The sequence below is a fragment of the Aequorivita sp. 609 genome, assembly GCF_014212065.1.
GTDB classification, from domain to species: domain Bacteria; phylum Bacteroidota; class Bacteroidia; order Flavobacteriales; family Flavobacteriaceae; genus Aequorivita; species Aequorivita sinensis.
Window position 1 is genome coordinate 1 of the sequence record NZ_JACJVM010000005.1, and the last position, 18,320, is coordinate 18,320.

General features: G+C 32.8%; 17 protein-coding genes and 2 pseudogenes. 13 read left to right on the forward strand and 6 right to left on the reverse strand.

What is annotated here, in order from left to right:
* The 8 genes from H4O20_RS02475 to H4O20_RS02510 form a co-directional block, all read left to right on the forward strand.
* The coding region (locus H4O20_RS02475) for a DDE-type integrase/transposase/recombinase (protein ID WP_185098177.1) at window positions 1-536 on the forward strand (536 nt) is incomplete at its 5' end.
* Window positions 537-684: 148 nt separating this feature from the next.
* Entirely contained in the window at window positions 685-1,776 is a 1,092-nt protein-coding gene (locus H4O20_RS02480; RefSeq protein ID WP_185098178.1) for a glycosyltransferase family 4 protein, read from the forward strand.
* Window positions 1,777-1,872: 96 nt separating this feature from the next.
* Window positions 1,873-2,982, forward strand: coding sequence for a glycosyltransferase (locus H4O20_RS02485; protein ID WP_185098179.1), 1,110 nt, complete (start codon window positions 1,873-1,875; stop codon window positions 2,980-2,982).
* 341 nt (window positions 2,983-3,323) lie between these two features.
* Window positions 3,324-4,283 carry an O-antigen ligase gene (locus H4O20_RS02490; RefSeq protein WP_185098180.1) on the forward strand — a complete coding sequence of 320 codons (960 nt, stop codon included), beginning with the start codon at window positions 3,324-3,326 and terminating at the stop codon, window positions 4,281-4,283.
* Window positions 4,284-5,234, forward strand: coding sequence for a glycosyltransferase family 2 protein (locus H4O20_RS02495; protein ID WP_185098181.1), 951 nt, complete (start codon window positions 4,284-4,286; stop codon window positions 5,232-5,234).
* Window positions 5,227-6,810 carry a hypothetical protein gene (locus H4O20_RS02500; RefSeq protein ID WP_185098182.1) on the forward strand — a complete coding sequence of 528 codons (1,584 nt, stop codon included), beginning with the start codon at window positions 5,227-5,229 and terminating at the stop codon, window positions 6,808-6,810. Before H4O20_RS02495 ends, H4O20_RS02500 begins: the two co-directional genes overlap by 8 nt.
* Window positions 6,811-6,818: 8 nt before the next feature.
* Entirely contained in the window at window positions 6,819-7,832 is a 1,014-nt protein-coding gene (locus H4O20_RS02505; RefSeq protein ID WP_185098183.1) for a glycosyltransferase family 4 protein, read from the forward strand.
* 177 nt (window positions 7,833-8,009) lie between these two features.
* The gene (locus tag H4O20_RS02510) at window positions 8,010-9,401 is read left to right on the forward strand and encodes a sugar transferase (RefSeq protein ID WP_185098184.1); all 1,392 of its coding nucleotides are present in this window, start codon (window positions 8,010-8,012) and stop codon (window positions 9,399-9,401) included.
* Window positions 9,402-9,430: 29 nt separating this feature from the next.
* Here the strand turns inward: H4O20_RS02510 and H4O20_RS02515 are convergent, their stop codons facing one another.
* From H4O20_RS02515 to H4O20_RS02525, 3 genes are read right to left on the reverse strand one after another with little or no spacing between them, the layout of a single operon-like run.
* Window positions 9,431-9,964 (reverse strand): RsmD family RNA methyltransferase, encoded by a 534-nt coding sequence (locus H4O20_RS02515; protein ID WP_185098185.1) that lies wholly within the window; start codon window positions 9,962-9,964, stop codon window positions 9,431-9,433.
* Window positions 9,964-10,782 carry a DUF3822 family protein gene (locus H4O20_RS02520; protein ID WP_221442692.1) on the reverse strand — a complete coding sequence of 273 codons (819 nt, stop codon included), beginning with the start codon at window positions 10,780-10,782 and terminating at the stop codon, window positions 9,964-9,966. The genes H4O20_RS02515 and H4O20_RS02520 overlap by 1 nt, the downstream gene beginning before the upstream one ends.
* Window positions 10,763-11,425, reverse strand: coding sequence for a hypothetical protein (locus H4O20_RS02525; RefSeq protein WP_185098187.1), 663 nt, complete (start codon window positions 11,423-11,425; stop codon window positions 10,763-10,765). Before H4O20_RS02525 ends, H4O20_RS02520 begins: the two co-directional genes overlap by 20 nt.
* Before the next feature lie 127 nt (window positions 11,426-11,552).
* Here H4O20_RS02525 and H4O20_RS02530 point away from each other — a divergent pair, with 127 nt between their 5' ends.
* From H4O20_RS02530 to H4O20_RS02545, 5 genes and pseudogenes are all read left to right on the forward strand, one after another.
* Window positions 11,553-12,983 carry an ATP-dependent RecD-like DNA helicase gene (locus H4O20_RS02530; RefSeq protein WP_185098188.1) on the forward strand — a complete coding sequence of 477 codons (1,431 nt, stop codon included), beginning with the start codon at window positions 11,553-11,555 and terminating at the stop codon, window positions 12,981-12,983.
* 88 nt (window positions 12,984-13,071) lie between these two features.
* Window positions 13,072-13,650, forward strand: coding sequence for a DUF4126 domain-containing protein (locus H4O20_RS02535; RefSeq protein ID WP_185098189.1), 579 nt, complete (start codon window positions 13,072-13,074; stop codon window positions 13,648-13,650).
* Between the two features lie 53 nt (window positions 13,651-13,703).
* Window positions 13,704-14,411 (forward strand): annotated as a pseudogene (kdsB, locus tag H4O20_RS15100) (3-deoxy-manno-octulosonate cytidylyltransferase); the annotation flags it as partial.
* Window positions 14,412-14,480: 69 nt separating this feature from the next.
* Window positions 14,481-15,521, forward strand: a pseudogene (locus H4O20_RS15105) (iron-containing alcohol dehydrogenase family protein); the annotation flags it as partial.
* Between the two features lie 53 nt (window positions 15,522-15,574).
* Window positions 15,575-16,078: a 1-acyl-sn-glycerol-3-phosphate acyltransferase gene (locus H4O20_RS02545; RefSeq protein WP_260402626.1), complete on the forward strand. Its 504-nt coding sequence runs from the start codon at window positions 15,575-15,577 to the stop codon at window positions 16,076-16,078.
* Window positions 16,079-16,190: 112 nt separating this feature from the next.
* On the opposite strand, the gene H4O20_RS02550 is transcribed toward H4O20_RS02545, so the two are convergent.
* The 3 genes from H4O20_RS02550 to H4O20_RS02560 all read right to left on the reverse strand — a co-directional run bounded on the left by H4O20_RS02550 (window position 16,191) and on the right by H4O20_RS02560 (window position 18,303).
* Window positions 16,191-16,913 (reverse strand): YebC/PmpR family DNA-binding transcriptional regulator, encoded by a 723-nt coding sequence (locus H4O20_RS02550; protein WP_139854782.1) that lies wholly within the window; start codon window positions 16,911-16,913, stop codon window positions 16,191-16,193.
* A gap of 214 nt (window positions 16,914-17,127) precedes the next feature.
* Complete coding sequence (locus tag H4O20_RS02555) at window positions 17,128-17,409, reverse strand: 4a-hydroxytetrahydrobiopterin dehydratase (RefSeq protein WP_139854781.1); 282 nt, start codon at window positions 17,407-17,409, stop codon at window positions 17,128-17,130.
* A gap of 36 nt (window positions 17,410-17,445) precedes the next feature.
* The gene (locus H4O20_RS02560; RefSeq protein ID WP_139854780.1) at window positions 17,446-18,303 is read right to left on the reverse strand and encodes a sugar nucleotide-binding protein; all 858 of its coding nucleotides are present in this window, start codon (window positions 18,301-18,303) and stop codon (window positions 17,446-17,448) included.
* Between the last annotated feature and the right edge of the window lie 17 nt (window positions 18,304-18,320).

The window sequence follows — 18,320 nt, forward strand, 5'->3', positions numbered from 1 at the left end:
GGATGGAGGTTGACCGACCATCAATGGTATGGCAGTCTGATATTACTTACATACCTATTGGCAACAAGCATTATTATGCAGTTTTTATAATAGATGTCTATACCAAGAAGATCGTAGGATATAAAGTCTCTGATAATATGAGGGCACAAGCAAATATGGATGCATTGAATATGGCATTGAAAGAAAACAACGCCCCTCTGGTACACCACAGTGATCGGCGGAGTCAGTATACCTACAAGGGATATATTGATCTTTTAAGGGAAAATGGAAGCCAAATAAGTATGGCACTCTCAGCCCATGACAATGCCTATGCTGAACGTATCAATAGAACCATAAAAGAGGAATATCTTGATCATTGGAAGCCACAGACATTTATCCAGTTAAAAAGAATGACGGCAAAAGCGGTCAAGAATTACAACAGTAAAAGATTACATAACAATAACGACAGAATGAGCCCTGAGAAGTTCATAAATCAATTTTCTTTCTTGAGGCCTCAAGAAAGAAAATTGATGACTATTTTTGATAATCTAAATTAATAAATAACGGTCAACACTAATCAGGGATATACAGCAGTATGGTTTTAAGTCCTTAATATAGAATTTGAATATTGGAAATGTAACTGACATTGCTACTTTTATAGTTTTGTGCTTGAAATTTGATTAAGAAAAACTATTTTTAAAATTAATGACAAAAACCCTCATATTAACTTCCGAATTTCCGCCTCAACCGGGGGGGATTGGTAATCACGCTGTGAATTTAGCTAAGGGATTACAAGGGAATGGCTATGAGGTAAACTTGCTTTGTGATTATCGCTCTAAAAACACAGAAGCTGAAAACGAATACGATAAAAACCTTCCATTTAAAGTTAAACGTATTCCAAGAAAAGATCTAGTTTTCCTTAGTTATATAGCTCGTGTAAAAGCTGCAATCGCACTAGCTAAGAATAGTGAATTGATTGTATGTTCAGGTAAGTTTTCTTTATGGTTAGGAGCCTTCCTTTCATTATTTTTTAATAAAAACTTTGTAGCGATTATCCACGGTAGTGAACTTAAACTTCCGAATATTTTCCTTCGAAAACTTACAGAACTATCTCTAAAAAGATTTGATAAAATAGTAGCAGTAAGTAATTATACCAAGTCTTTAATTGCTCACCTAAAATTAGACAATATCGTTGTTATCCCTAACGGATTTCAATTAAAATCACCTACAATTCTACAAACCAATACCAAACCCGTACCGGTGTTAATTACGGTTGGTAACGTTACCAAGCGAAAAGGGCAGCAAAATATCATTAATGCTATGCCTTTGCTTTTAAAAAAATACCCCGATTTAAAATACCTTATTGTTGGAATTCCTACGGAAAAACAAAAACTGGAAAAACTAGCGCTGAACTTAAAAGTAGAAGATTCAGTGGTTTTCTTCGGAAAAGTTTCTGAAGCAGAAAAAATTGAACTACTGCAAGAAGCAGATGTTTTTATAATGTTAAGCGAAACCACTAAGACAGGCGATGCTGAAGGCTTTGGTATAGCAATTCTTGAGGCTAACGCCCTTGGGGTTCCTGCAATTGGATCTTTTGGGTGTGGTATAGAAGACGCTATAAATAATGGAATTTCCGGTAAATTAATTAATAATAAAAATATTAATCAGCTGGCTGATGCTCTGGAAGAAATTCTAAACAACTATGATTTATATTCACAAGGCGCGAAAAGCTGGTCGCAGCATTTTACCTGGGAAAAAGTAATTAAAAAATATCTTACAATTTTGAAAGAATTATAAGGTTAATAACACATTTTAGAGACTAGAGACTAGAGACTAGAAGCTAGAAAAATAGAAGCTAGAAGCTAGAAACAAGAACTAATAAAAAAAGAACTATTGAAACTCGCTATAATCTCGCATACTGAACATTACAAATTGCCTGATGGAACTATTGTGGGATGGGGGCCAACGATTAGTGAATTAAATCATCTAGCTCAGGACTTTGATGAAATTTATCATCTAGCTTTTTTGCATCCCGAAATGCCACCACCCAGTTCTTTGCCCTATACTTCTTCTAAAATTAAATTCATCCCCATGAAGCCTGTTGGTGGAAAAGGAATAGGAGAGAAGCTTAAAATTATTGCTAATGTTCCTTCAGTAATAAATTCTGTAAATAAAGTGTTACAACAAGTTGATGTATTTCAGTTACGTACTCCTACAGGAATAGGTGTTTTTTTGATACCGTATTTATCACTTTTCAGTAAAAAAAAGGGCTGGTATAAATATGCAGGGAATTGGAATCAGGAAAACCCACCCTTTGGCTATGCATTGCAACGGTGGATGTTGAAAAAACAACATAGAAAAGTTACTATCAATGGAAGATGGCCCCAGCAGGAAAGTCATTGTATTACCTTTGAGAACCCTTGTCTCACAGGAGAAGAACGCGTGATTGGATTGCAAATTACCAATGCAAAGGTGTTTAAACCTCCATATACATTTTGTTTTGTTGGTAGATTGGAAGATGCTAAAGGTGTGCAACGTATTATTGATGCATTTGGAAGTTTGGAAAATAAGGAGAATGTAAACACGATTCATTTTATTGGAAATGGCGAAAAAATCAATGTGTATAAAAAGCAATGCGAAGAGCTGCAACTACCTGTTGTATTTCACGGATTTTTAGACCGTCAACGAGTTTTTGAAATATATAAACAATCAAATTTCATACTATTACCTAGTGATTCCGAAGGTTTTCCTAAGGTTATCGCAGAAGCAATGAATTTTGGATGTTTGCCAATAGTTTCTTCGGTATCAAGTATTACGCAATATGTTAATACATCAAACGGATTTGTAGTAGATCCTTGTACAGCTGAAGCATTGAGAGAATTAGTCTTGGATATTTTAAAAATTGAAGAGAATACATTAAAAGTAAAAGCTTCAAAAGCTTATAAAGTTGCTAAAGATTTTACCTTTGAGAAATATAAAATAAAAATTAAAAACTTAATATAGAATCAAGTAGAAAAATATTAGAAAGATTGACTGGTAAGCCTATTTTTAGGATTATACTTTGGCTTTTGCTATTTAGCTATTTTTATAATCTACCGGTAATGAGCTATTCGTTAAAAGGGGATAATGAACTTAGGTTATATGACTTTTTAGGAGTGTTTCTGTTCTTCCAGTATTTTTATAATTACAAAATAGTTTCCGTAGCAATTTCTAAAGTTATTTTTTTTCGTCGTTTTCAATATTTTTTATTGTACTGTAGCTTTTCAATTATACTTACTCTATTGTTTTCAATTGTATACGATAGAATAATTTGGTTTGTACAGAGCTTTTTATACCTCTACCATATGTGGGTGTTTTTCCTCGGGGCAGTATTTTTTTATTATTATCTTAATACTAGAAAAAGGTATAATAATATTTTAAAAATTATTGTAATTCTGGTCTTATTAGAAGGTGTTTTAATAGTACTTCAAAACCTAGGCATTATTCCATTTTTATGGAGCGATGTTTATTGGAAAAGTTATCATGGGTTTCTTTCAGGCACATTTGGACCAAATAAAATAGTATTAGGAATGACAATGCTTATTACTTTTATTTTTTTAATAGGTGTTAATAGTGAAAAGAATTTAAATAAAAATAGGTTATTATTATATAGTACAATAGTACTTACTGCGCTATGTGTTTTGTTAAGCGGTTCACGCACTACTTATGTTGGGGCATTATTTTTCTTACTGTACTTTTTTTTGACTAAAACAGGACATTTTATCATTTTTGCTGTTATTGGTAGTTTATTCTTTTCTATTATTATTGTTTCTAATCCTTCATTAACGGATAGAATAACTGCTACTTTGGAAAATAGAGTGACTTATGCAATTGATGGTCCAGATGATATTAAAAGTTTAAAAGATTTCACAGGAGTGTATGATGAATTAGGAGCTGGCAGAAATCAACTTCATTTAAAGTATGTTAATTATTTAATAAGAGAACCTTGGGTAATACCATTTGGTCGAGGATTTAATAATAGGTTAGGGGTTGGGCCTTCTGCTCATAACATGTACTTATCTTTAATAAGCGAAGTTGGGATAGTAGGGTTAATACTTTTTTTACGATGGATATTTTCCTTTTTAGTGTTGGTTAAACGAAGAATGCCAGGTCTACAGCTAGCATTGAATGGATTAATAATTTCGATGTTAGTAACACTTTATTTTGGAGAACATTTATATGTTTATAGACCATTATTTGGTATATTAGGTTTTTTTATGATGATTTGTGTGATGCTAACGGTTCCCTTAAGGAAAAGAACATAAATGGAAAATATAAAACATTGTCTTGGTATTGTAATTCCTTATTATAATGCAGCAGCCCATATTGAAACGGTAGTGAAAAAAGCTGTAGAGTATTCTAACAATATTGTAATTGTAAATGATAAGAGTCTAGAGCCTTTACCTAATGGTGTATTAAACACCCCTAATGTATCTATAATTAATAGTTCACAAAACCTTGGGGTTGGAGGTGCGACCAAAATTGGTTTCGATTATTTTAAAGGTTTAGAAAAAATAAAAGTTATAATTAAATTGGATGCAGATGATCAAATGGATACATCTTATATTCCATTAATGACAAATTCGATTTTAAATAAAAATTATCAGTTTGTTAAGGGTAATCGATTTCGTGATTTTAAGGCATTAAAAGAAATGCCAACACTTAGACGATTTGGCAATCTTTGGCTCTCTTTTTTAAGCAAGGCGGCTACAGGATATTGGAATTGTTTTGATTTTAATAATGGTTTTTTTGCTATATCGATTAATACATTAAGACTTATCGATACTGATAATCTTTCCAACAACTATTATTTTGAAACATCACTTATTTCTTCTATCTACTATCAAAGAGCGACAATAAGGGAAATTCCTATGCCTGCAATTTATGGTAATGAAATATCAAATATGAAGATATTTAAAATGCCATTGCATTTTTCAATTAACCTTATTAAAACTTTTTTCAAACGATTGTGGAAAACGTATTTTGTTTATGATTTTAATATAGGAACTATATATCTTCTTTTTGGATTCCCGCTTTTTTTTAGTGGCCTCATATTTGGAGGTTATAATTGGTATTATTATTCTAGCATTAATAAATTCACTCCGCTTGGTACAATTATGATTAGTACATTATTAATTATACTTGGGTTTCAACTCTTATTACAGGCAGTACAATTTGATATATTTTTAACTCCAAATAAACGGAATCATGAATAGAAGGCAGCTTTGTTTAATGTTGCTTATAAATCTCATAATTGCTTCTTTGTTTTTTATAAAGAATATTGGAGTTGGGTATTCACAACTGTCTTCTGATATGCATAATATAGTACCAATGTGTATGAAATTGGATGATAGCACATTGTATACTAGTGATCTTTATTTATCTGATACAAATAATTTTAAATTTTATACACCCTTTTTTATTGAAACTCTACGCTTTATAGGGGGGATTTACAAAGGGGATTATGTAAAAGCATCAAACTTGTTATTATTTGTTTCAAGTTTGGTATTTGGGATTTTTTGGTTTTTTTTACTTTTTAAAATTTTTTTAAAAAGGTTTTGGATAGCGCTATTAGTATCAATTTTAATGCGAGGTGTTGTATGGCTACCAATGTGGGAAATTTGGGGTATTTCTGACTTATGGACCATAATGCCCCGTACGGTGTATATAGCTTTAATGCCCATTCCTTTTTTATTGCTATATAAAAACACAAATAAATCATATTATTTAGCTGCTTTCTTAATAGGGTTTATTTTTAATTTTCATCCAATTTCTGGCCTTGGCGGTATTTTAATTTATATTTCTTTAGTAGGCTATTTATATATCTCAAGACTATATAAGAATAGTTTTAATTCGATTTTGTTTGGATTCTTATTTATGATGTTAGGAATGTTACCATTTATCTTTACTTATTTCAGTAAAACAGATACTATAGTTACATATGATTTGTCTGCCTATCAAACTGCATTTAATTCAAAAATTCCCTCTCGTTTTCAACAGGTGGGTTTAATACTAAACTCTTGGTTGAAATTTAAGTTTCTATTCTTTATTATTCCTTTTGTTATTTTTTTAGGTTACTCTTTTCTAATAACAAATAAATATCGTAATCAAGCTTGGGCTTTGGTTGTCGTAACTTTTCTTTTATTTACGTTACCTATTTTAAGTATTTATATTGAACAGTTTTTGAATGATATACTAGACTTAAATTTAAGGATGTCTTTTCAATTGGTTAGAATTCAAAAACTATCTATTCTTTCTGGATATATTTCTATAGGCTTCTTATTAATATTGTTTTTAGAGAAGTACAATAGTCTTAATCGTTATCTGCCATTTTTGACTTTTGCTTTTTTATTTTTTTTAAGTATATCTACTCCTAATTCTTTTAGAAATATGCCATTTCTAGGAGATGATATTAGTAGGTCTATATTACCAAGTTATTCTGATGTAGTAAAACCAATTTCAGAAAGAAAAACAGACTTCGATCAAATTGCCGAGTATATTGAGGAAAACACTCCAATTTCATCCACCTTTTTTAATAATTATTATTTAAGGTCAGCAGCAAAACGTTCTGTAAAGTTTGATGGAAAGGGAGCAAATATTTTAATAGAGGGTAATCCTCAAAAGCTTATTGAATGGTATAATTCTATTACATATCTTAAAAATGCTTCAATAAAAGATAGGATTAAATATTTAAAACAAAATGGTGTAAATTACATACTTACGGATAAAATCGATTATCCGTTAACTTTGGAAAAACAAATAGGAAAGCAAAAGTTATATAATCTTAATTAAATGTTTAATTGATAAAAATTATATACATAGGAAATAAACTAGCAGCTCATGGTAAGCCCCCAACTGCGATTGATCTATTGTCTGTAAAATTTCAAGAGGAAGGTTATGAGGTTTATGCATCATCTTCAAAACTAAATAAAGTTTCGAGATTGTTGGATATGATTTCTAAAACTATTCGCCATCGAAAAACTATAGATATAGCATTAATCGACACTTATAGCACTCAGAATTTTTATTACGCTGTAATTATTGGAGGTCTATGTAGGTTTTTAAAGATTCCGTATATCCCAATTTTACGAGGGGGAAACCTACCAAATAGACTACAAAACAGTAGAAGATTAAGTAAACAGCTTTTTAATAATGCACTTACCAATGTAGTACCATCGCAGTATTTAGCGGAGCAGTTTAAAACTTATGGAATCCATAATCTTACCCACATTCCAAATACTCTTGAAATTGAAAACTATAAATTTCTACAGCGAAATAAAGTAACGGCTAAACTCCTTTGGGTACGTTCGTTTTCTGAGATATATAATCCTTTATTGGCATTGGAGGTTGTAGAATTATTACTTAAACAAGGTGTAGAAGTATCACTGTGTATGGTGGGGCCTGACAAAGACGGTTCTTTAGCACGTTGTAAAAAAGTAGCGGCTGAGCTAAACCTGCCAATAACTTTTACAGGAATGCTAAAAAAGAAAGAGTGGATAGCACTTTCCAAAGACTATGACATTTTTATCAATACAACCAACTTTGATAATATGCCAGTTAGCGTAATGGAAGCTATGGCTCTAGGGCTACCGGTTATTTCTACCAATGTTGGTGGACTACCCTTTTTAATTGATCACGAAATAGATGGGACTTTAATTCCTCCCAATAATCCTGCTGCTTTTGTAAATGCTATAAATAAACTAAGGGAAAATCCGGTCTTAGCAAATACATTAAGCAACAATGCTCGAACAAAAATTGAAGCGCTTGATTGGCAGGTTATTAAACATAAATGGAACTCTGTTTTAAGATTATAAATAGTAATGTTTTTAATCAAGAATGCTAGATTCAGTATGAAATGCTATAGTTTTACTATTAATAATTGATAATTATTAACTATAATTGTGAAAATGATGGAATGCGTAAAATGATACGTTTATACTCTATTTTGAAGCTTTCAAAAGGACTTAAATTACCAACAATACCAATCATTAATGTCTAAGAATAATATTCATTTTGTAATTTCTGAAAGAAAAATACTGCTGCGTATTCTTGATGTTGTATTTGTAATATCTGGACTGTACTTAGTTGGTTTTACTTTTGAATTCGATTACTTTAAAGTTTCAAGTGATAATTGGATTTGGTCTATAGTTCTAGCTATTTATCTAACAGTCTTTGCAACTATTTTCGAACTCTATAACCTGCAGAAGGCGAGTAAACTAGATGTTGTTGTTAAGAATGTTTTATTGACAACTTCAATTACGGTATTGTTCTATTTGCTTACACCGTTTTACACTCCAATGCTTCCCAATAATCGCTTGCAAATAGTTTATTTCTTTTTGGCGATTAATATAGCCTTACTTCTTTGGAGATATGCGTATATAGCTCTAATAACCTCTCCAAGATTTAATAAAAATGTAATCCTAATTGCACACGCCAAGGATATAGATGCGATTGTTCAATCTCTTCACAAATCTGATCCAAATTATAGAGTGATAGGATATTACAACACAGATGAATCGAACGAAATTAATTTAGATCACTTGCAGATTGATGCCTATAAACTCGAAGATTTAAGACCTTCAAAACTGAACAAGAACTATTCAGAAATAGTTGTGGCTACTCCTTTGTCTTATGGAATTTCAGTTGCACTTAACAATCAACTTATTTCTTTACTAAAAAGTAGTGTACCTATTAGGGATTATAACCAAGTTTATGAAGAGCTTACTCAGAGAATTCCAGTGCAGTATGTAGATAGGGATTTTTACAGATATTTTCCATTTAGCCGTAGTAATCAGAATAAATTGTATCTCTTTTTTAGTAGGATTTTAGAGTTATTGTTTTCAATTTTAGGATTGCTTTGTGCTCTTGTAATATTGCCTTTTATATTAATTGGAAATCTTCTAGCGAATCGCGGCCCATTATTTTATACGCAAACTCGAGTTGGAAAGAATGGGGAACACTTCGAGATTTATAAATTTAGAAGTATGGTAATTAATGCCGAAAGTGAAGGTGCACAGTTTGCAAAAGCTAAAGATAGTCGGGTTACCCGTTTTGGAAGGTTTTTACGCCGTTCGCGAATAGATGAAATCCCACAATTTATAAATGTAATTAAAGGCGACATGGCGATTATAGGCCCTCGACCGGAGCGTCCCGTTTTTGTAGAAAAATTACAAGAATGTATCCCTTTTTATGAAGTAAGACACGTTGTAAAACCGGGAATTACTGGATGGGCACAAGTTAATGCAAGGTATGGTTCTTCTGATAAAGATGCATTAGAAAAACTTCAATACGACCTTTATTATATTAAACACAAAGGCTTGTTTCTAGATATAGCTACGCTTGTAAAAACCTTGAGTACGGTGATTTTCTTTAGAGGGCAGTAGCAATTAATATTTAAATTCTTAGGGTGGTATTAACTAAAGAAACTAAATACATTACCACCGTATTTTCTAGCTTCAGTAAAGTTATTTTCTTTAGAAAGATCATTCATTTTTGAATGTTCAATGATTAAAACCCCTTCTTCAGCTAAGAGATTCTTTTCAAAAACAGCTTTCACTATATTTTCTAAATCTGAAACCTCAAAGTCGTAAGGTGGGTCTGCAAAAATCACATCGAACTTCCCTGATGCCGATTCTAAATATTTAGAAACATCAGATTTAATAGCATTTATAGGAAATTCAAATTCTTCTGATACTTTGTTTATATATTGAATACACCCTTGATGTGCATCTACAGAGGTAATATTAGGCACAGCACGCGATGCAAACTCAAAACTGATATTACCAGTTCCTGCAAATAAATCTAACACGTTTAGTTCATCAAAATAATAACGAACTCTAAGAATATTAAAAAGTGCCTCCTTAGCAAAATCCGTTGTAGGACGAACGGGAAGGTTTTTGGGAGCGGTTAATCTTCTTCCTTTATGAGTTCCTGAAATTATTCGCATTATAAGGTGTTTTGTAAGATAAAATGACGGTGTGTATTAATCTCTGAATCTAAATTAATTTTCGATGCTTCTGTTTTGGCAAAGTCGATGTATCGAATGTAGGTATATGCAATTTTATAATTGTCATCTTCCTCATCAATTTCACCTAAAAGTGTTACTGGTATGGTATCAGGATTTAACTTTAATTGCTCCATACAGAAAAGCGTGTAGTAAATAAAGTCTTCTGGAGTTCTATAATTATAACTGTTGCAAAGTTGAAGCTGACCATCTTTTAAAACAATGCAGTCGAAATTGTTTTTTTGAAAATGTAGAAACATTTTTGGAAGGGAATACTTTTCCTTTTCTAAAATAGCCTTTAACATAATTGAAGTAGCGTGGTAGTAATTGAAACTCCCGTACTTTTCAAAAAAATAGTTGTTGATGTTCATAAACGGAACATACACCACCACAATGTCGTGTTTTTCTATTACATCGTGAGCCATGTAATCGTTCGCTAGAATCTTTGAATTAAATTTCAGGTATTCACTAGCTTTTGTTTCATCAAAAATAGGCGCAGGAACAAGACTGTAGATAGGAGTGGAGTAAACCACTGTAACTTCGGAAAATAAAGAATTTAAAATGTTATTTTGTGACATAATGGATTCGATATCCATTAACAATTCTTCTGGAGTGGTACTGTAGTCTAACGTTTTTTCGATAAAGAAAACAGTTTCCTCACTTTTGGGATTTGTAACCAAAAAAGAAAGCCCGTTCAAAGAAACTTGAACGGACAGTCTATATTGTAAATTGTCTTGTATGTTATCTGTCTGTTCCAGCATCGTAAATTTTCGGCCAGTTTCCAGAAGTATTAACATCTTCTAATGATCCTACTTTAATATCAGGACCGTTTACACCATCTACAGATTGTGTTTGTTTTTCCTGAATTAAAAGGTCTTTATCTAAGTCGCCTAAAATTACATCTTTAGAAACTTTAGCTTCAAACACTGAGTAAGATGCGTCGTTTTTAACGATAGTTCCAGATTTAAGATCAAACTTTGCGTTTACACCTTCTACAGGTACATTCATCATAGTTTTGTATCTATCTGAATTTTTAAAGAGTGAGTCCTTAACAGGCATAAATCCTAAAGTGTCAATCAATGATTTCTCGATGAAATATCCTGACTCAATACCAAAAGCTTTGTTTTTAGCAACATCGGCATAACTGGTGTCACGACGTTGAGTAATTGCAAATTTTGCAGTATCAATAAAACTAACCAAACTGTCCCAGTCTCCTGTAAAGTTCCCAGTAATTTCTTTGTGTGCAAGCTCTGCAGCCTGAATATCTTTCAAGTTTTTAATTACTTTGGCATAACGCTCTTCTTTAATTTTATTAAATTCTACAGGTCCCATAATAGAGCTCCATAATTTCCAACCAAGGAACACGATTACAATCCAAAGAACAATCTGAATTACTGATTTCATTATTGATAATATTAAATGTTGATTTATTTAAAGGTCTATCGCAAATCTACAATTTTTTTTTGTTCGTAAAAGTATATTGCCAAAAAATCATACCTATCTTTGAAACTCTCAATGATAGTAGTGAACAATGAATGTATCAGAATATTACAATTTTTTAAAAAGCGATTTTCCACACAATACAACTCCAAAACAAGATATTGCGCTGCAATTGTTGGCAAAATTCGTGCTAAGTACGAACAAAAATGAAACATTTTTGCTCAAAGGATATGCAGGAACAGGGAAAACTACCATAGTAGGTGCATTAGTAAAAAATCTTTCAAAGGTTAAAAAGCGAGCGGTACTTTTGGCACCAACAGGAAGAGCTGCTAAGGTTATTAGTAATTACTCCAAGAAACAAGCGTTTACAATCCACAAAAAAATATACTTTCCTAAAAGTAATAAAGGCTCTGTTTCTTTTACATTACAACAAAACAAACATCGCGATACCATATTTATAGTAGATGAGGCCTCAATGATTCCCGATATTAATCAGGATTCTAAACTCTTTGAAAATGGTTCTCTCTTAGACGATTTAATGCAATACGTTTATAGTGGAGCTAACTGTAAGCTATTGTTAATTGGTGATTCTGCCCAGTTGCCTCCTGTACACCTCTCTATAAGCCCAGCTTTGGATGCACGAGTGTTGGAGATGCAATACGATAGAGAAGTAATTTCGATAGAACTGGACGAAGTTGTAAGACAACAAAAGGATAGTGGTATTTTAGAAAATGCAACAAAAATTCGTGAACGACTAGACGATGAACTTTACGAAGCATTTAAATTTTCTGGTGAGAGTTTCCCAGATGTAATTCGCCCAATAGACGGGCAGGAAATTATGGATGCTATTAACGATAGTTATTCAGCCTTAGGAAATGAAGATACAGTAATAATTGTACGTTCAAATAAACGTGCAAACCTTTATAATCAAAGTATTCGCGAACGAATTTTATTTCAAGATTCCGAATTATCAGCAGGGGATTACTTAATGGTGGTGAAGAATAATTATTTTTGGGTAGATAATACTAGTGAAGCTGGATTTATAGCTAATGGAGATATTGTTGAAGTTTTAGAGATTTTCGCTTTTAAAGAATTATACGGTTTTCGTTTTGCTGAAGTAAAAATGCGAATGGTTGATTATCCAAATATGAAACCTATTGAAACTGTGTTATTGTTAGACACGCTAACATCTGAATCTCCTTCCTTAACCTATGATGAGTCTAATAAACTCTATCAAGAAGTGATGAAGGATTACGCAAATGAAAGTTCTAAATACAAGAAATTTTTAGCTGTAAAGAAAAACAAGTACTTTAATGCCTTACAAGTGAAGTTTAGTTATGCTATAACGTGTCATAAATCGCAAGGTGGACAGTGGAAAACGGTTTTTGTAGAACAGCCATACCTGCCAAATGGTGTTGATAAAGAGTATTTACGATGGTTATACACCGCTGTTACTAGAGCACAGGACAAATTGTATTTGTTAGGTTTTAAGGATGAGTTTTTTGAGGAGGAAGTGTTTTAAATTATAATTCAGAAATAGAAATTAACTTTTTGATGTTTGTAATTTAGTGTTCGAGATTTGTTGCTAAGAACTTTAGATATTATTAAAAATGGAAACTTTTGAAATTATATTAAGTGCTTTTTTAGGAGTCGGCCTTGCCGCCGCTGTTGGGTTTCGGGTTTTCTTGCCGTTATTAGTATTAAGTTTAGCAGGATACTTAGACATTATTACTCTAAATGAGAGTTGGGAATGGGCGGGAAGCCTTACAGCAGTTATTACAATGGGTGTCGCCACCTTATTCGAAATTTTCGGATACTACATCCCTTGGATAGACAATTTACTAGATACCATAGCTTTGCCACTTGCAACTTTAGCTGGTACTGCGGTAATGGTTGCTACAGTTACAGATTTGAGCCCGGTGATTACTTGGGCTTTAGCAATTATTGCAGGAGGAGGAACTGCAGCTGCCATAAAAGGAAATACTTCTGCGGTAAGGCTTACTTCAAGTACAACAACAGGGGGAATAGCAAATCCAGTTTTAACTACTGTGGAGACAGGAACTTCTGTTGTTGTGGCGGTGGTTTCTATATTCTTACCTATTTTAGCATTTGTGTTAGTGGTGTTTTTGTTTTTTATAATTTTCAGATTTTATAAAAAGCTTCGTAAAAAACATCTGCCACGAACATAAACTTCTTATTTTTGATTTCATTTTAAAAAACTTCCAATTTGAAAGTAATAGCGATGATTCCCGCACGATATGGTGCGTCCCGATTTCCTGGTAAATTAATGCAAGATTTAGGTGGAAAACCTGTAATTGTAAGAACTTATGAGGCTACAAAGGCTACAAACCTTTTCGATGAAGTATATGTAGTTACCGATAGTGACATTATATTTCAGGAAATTGAAAGTTATGGCGGAAAAGCCATAATGAGTATTAAAGAACACGACTGTGGTAGTGATAGAATTGCCGAAGCGGTTGAAAATATGGATATCGATATTGTTGTGAATGTTCAAGGTGATGAACCATTTACAAATAGTGAGGTTTTAGAAAAAGTTCTAGCCGTTTTTGATGGCCCTGATGCCGAGAAGATCGACTTAGCTTCTATAATGACTGAAATCCACGATTGGAAAGAAATCAACGATCCAAACACTGTGAAGGTAATTGTAGATAAAGATAATTTCGCACTTTACTTTTCACGTTCTCCAATTCCATATCCTAGAGATAAAAATGTAGCGCTTCAATATTATAAACATAAAGGGATTTACGCTTTTAGAAAACAAGCAATACTCGATTTTTACCGATTGCCAATGCGCTCATTGGAAGCCGCAGAAAAAATTGAATGCATCCGATACTTAGAATATGGGAAAAATATAAAAATGGCTATTTCAAACACTTCAGGAGTTGAAATAGATACCCCAGAAGATTTAGCTAGAGCCAATAAACTCCTACTAGAAAATAAACAAGTTAGCGTAAATAATAAGTTTAGAAACTTCCCAATGGTGCCGAAAGTAGTCTTTGGAGAAGGATGTTTTGATCAGTTAACTACAATTCTTTCTTCTCATAAAAAAGACAAGGCTCCATTTATATACTTAATAGATGATGTTTTTGAAACTAATACTGAGTTTATAGACCGAATCAACCTCCGATTTAATGATAAATTAATCTTTGTTTCAGCAGCTGAAGAACCTAAAACCTCTCAAGTTGATAAACTGGTGAAAGACATTAGAAGTGAATTTACCAATTTGCCTTCTGGGATTATTGGAATAGGAGGAGGAACCCTGTTAGATTTAGCAAAAGCTGTTTCAATTATGCTTACTAATAAAGGTAGCGCAGCCGATTATCAAGGATGGGATTTAGTTAAGAAAAAGGCTGTTTACCACGTAGGAATTCCAACTATTTCTGGAACAGGAGCCGAAGTTTCTCGTACAACAGTGCTTACAGGGCCTGTTCGTAAGCTCGGAATTAACAGCGATTTCACTCCTTTCGATCAAGTAATACTCGACCCCGAACTCACTCAAGGGGTTCCTAAAAATCAGTGGTTTTATACAGGAATGGACTGCTTTATACACTGTGTAGAATCGTTGAATGGAACATTTTTAAATGCTTTTAGTCAGAGTTATGGCGAAAAGGCGTACGACCTTTGTATGGAGATTTTCTTAAAAGAAGATTCACTTTCTGAAGCAGAATCTCGCGCTAAGCTTATGATGGCTTCATGGCACGGTGGTATGAGTATAGCTTACTCTCAGGTGGGTGTAGCTCACGCAATGAGTTATGGGCTAGGTTATGTGTTAGGAACAAAACACGGCATCGGAAATTGTATAGTATTTAATCAGTTGGAAGAATATTACGGTGAAGATGTTGTTCTTTTCAAGAAAATGGTTGAAAAACACGGAATAGAAATTCCTCAAGGTGTATGTGCAAACCTCACTGATGAACAAATGGAAACAATGATTAACGTTGCTATGGGCATGGTACCACTTTGGGAAAATGCTTTTGGTGAAGAATGGCAATCTATTGTTACCTCAGAAAAATTGAAAGAATTATACTTAAAAATGTAACCTTACTTTAGCACCTGTATATGGGAATTGCAAAATTTGTTTTTTATAAAATAATGGGATGGAGGATTGACGGTGCCTTTGACCCAAAAGTTAAAAAAGCCGTTATTATTGTTGTACCACATACTAGTTGGCACGATTTCTATATTGGTTTATTTATAAGAAGAATAACCAAGGTTCAGATTAATTATATAGCCAAGAAAGAACTTTTTAAGTGGCCATTTGGTTGGTATTTTAAATGGACTGGTGGGGCTGCATTAGACCGAACTCCTGGGCAGAATAAAGTTGAAGCGATAGCAGAAATTTTCGAAAAGAAGGATGAATTTCGATTGTCGTTAGCACCCGAAGGAACTCGTAAAAAAGTTGAAGAATGGAAAACGGGATTCTATTATATCGCTATGAAAGCAAACGTTCCTATTATATGTGTTCCTTTTGATTGGGGTAAGAAAACAGTAACTATTAATGAACCTTTTTACCCAACAGGAGATTTAGATGCAGATATGATTCACCTTAGAAAATACTTTGACGGCGTGGCAGGGAAGGAGCCTGAGTTGTCTTAAATAAAACACCTTAATTGATGTTTTAGTTTTATCAATTAGTTATAAAAAAGTCGAGAACGCTATTAATTTTAGTGCTCTCGACTTTTTTAATGTTTAATTTATATGGAAAAAATTATTCTTCAGTAGATTCTTCCATGGTGTGATAAACGTTTTGAACGTCATCATCTTCTTCTATTTTTTCAAGAAGTTTTTCTACATCGGCAACTTCTTCGGCATTTAATTTTTTGGTTACTTGTGGAATACGTTCAAACCCAGAAGAAAGAATTTCTATATTTTTATCTTCTAAATACGATTGTATTGCACCGAAACTTTCGAAAGGCGCGTAAATTAAAATACCATCTTCATCTTCAAAAATTTCTTCAAGACCGTGATCTATTAACTCTAGCTCAAGTTCTTCAATATCCATTCCTTCAGGATTTATACGGAAGTTACAAGTGTGATCAAACATAAACGATACAGAACCGGAAGTTCCTAAACTACCGTCACATTTATTAAAGTAACTGCGAATATTTGCAACAGTTCTAGTATTGTTATCGGTAGCTGTTTCAATTAAAATTGCAATTCCGTGTGGAGCATATCCTTCAAAAAGAACTTCCTTGTAATCGCCTAAGCTTTTGTCACTCGCCCTTTTAATAGCGCGCTCTACATTGTCTTTAGGCATGTTTACAGACTTGGCATTCTGTATTACTGCACGAAGTCTAGCATTGGAATCTGGATCAGGGCCTCCTTCTTTTACAGCCATTACAATATCTTTTCCAATACGAGTAAAAGCTTTGGACATCGCAGACCATCGCTTCATTTTTCTTGCTTTTCTAAATTCGAAAGCTCTTCCCATTTCTTTACTTCTTTAAATTGTGTTTTAATTAATTCACCATAAGAATGAATCGAAAAATTAATACTTCAAATATAAATAATTCCAAAATTCAAAAACTCAAATAATAATTAAATTCTAACTTTCAAAATTCAACTAGCAAAAGGTCTTGACTTTGAATTTTGATATTTATTTTTTGAATTATTATCTGGAATTTGGTGCTTGAGATTTGGAATTTCTAACCAATAAGTTCATCAATTATTCGAGCAAGCTCAAAATCTTTTTCGGTTACACCATCTGCATCGTGAGTAGATAAATAGATTTCTAACGAATTGTATACATTACTCCACTCAGGGTGATGGTTCAATCTTTCAGCTTCAAAAGCTATTCTTGTCATTGAAGTAAAAGCCTCTTTAAAATTTTCAAATTCGAAAATTGCGTGAAGGGCTCCTTCAATATATTCCCAGCCTTCAAATTCTTTAAGCTTTTCTAATATTTCATTTTCTGATAATGCTTTCATAGTTGTAATTTTAATTTAAAATCAATGTACAGTATTTTATCGTATAGACATAATCTCTTCGTTTAAACCAGATTCTTCAACTACTTCTGATACAGCTATTTGATAGGGTTCAGGTAATTGATTTACCTTTGGAAGAATTGCGTTATAGCGGTCTTCATTACTGCTAAATACACTTTTAAAGATAGGCATTTTATCACTAATTTTTAAAGTTATCTCTCTGATGAGATCTTCGTGATGTACCATGTCATTACTCGATAAATGGAATATTCCCACCAATGAGTGATTAACGATATAGTGAATTTGCTGACACACCTTATCTATAGTAGTTGTAGTAATTATAAGATTCGGGAAAACTTCATATGTAGCCTTATGTCGGATACACTGACGTAAATGAACTACTTCCGGTGAATTAACCCCTAGCACCATTGGCAGCCTTAAAATTGCGGTTTGCTGCGGAATAGTTTCTAATAACAACTTTTCAATTGCAATTTTAAACTTCCCTGAAGGAGTTTCAGAGAGTGTTAAATCATTTTCATACGATGGATGTGAAAATTTTCCATCGAAAACTTCTGCTGAAGAAATATATAAAACTGAACAATCCTCGTGAAGCAAGGTGTAGTTCACCATTTGTTGATAGGCGTCAAACAGTTTCTTATAATTTCCAGAAATTGCCGAAATTATTACAGTAGGCTTTATTTCATTTAGCAATAAAAATAAGGAATCCTCTTCCACACAGTATTTAAAGAAAACTTGATTTTCAGAAAAAGCGCCTTCTTGCTTACAATAAGTACAATACACTTCGTAATAGGAGAGAAGTTCTTTATAAATTTCATAACCTATAAAACCGCTACCTCCAAGAATTAAAATACGTTCTTTTCCTTCTTTTTTCCTCATTAAATTCCGCTTCAACT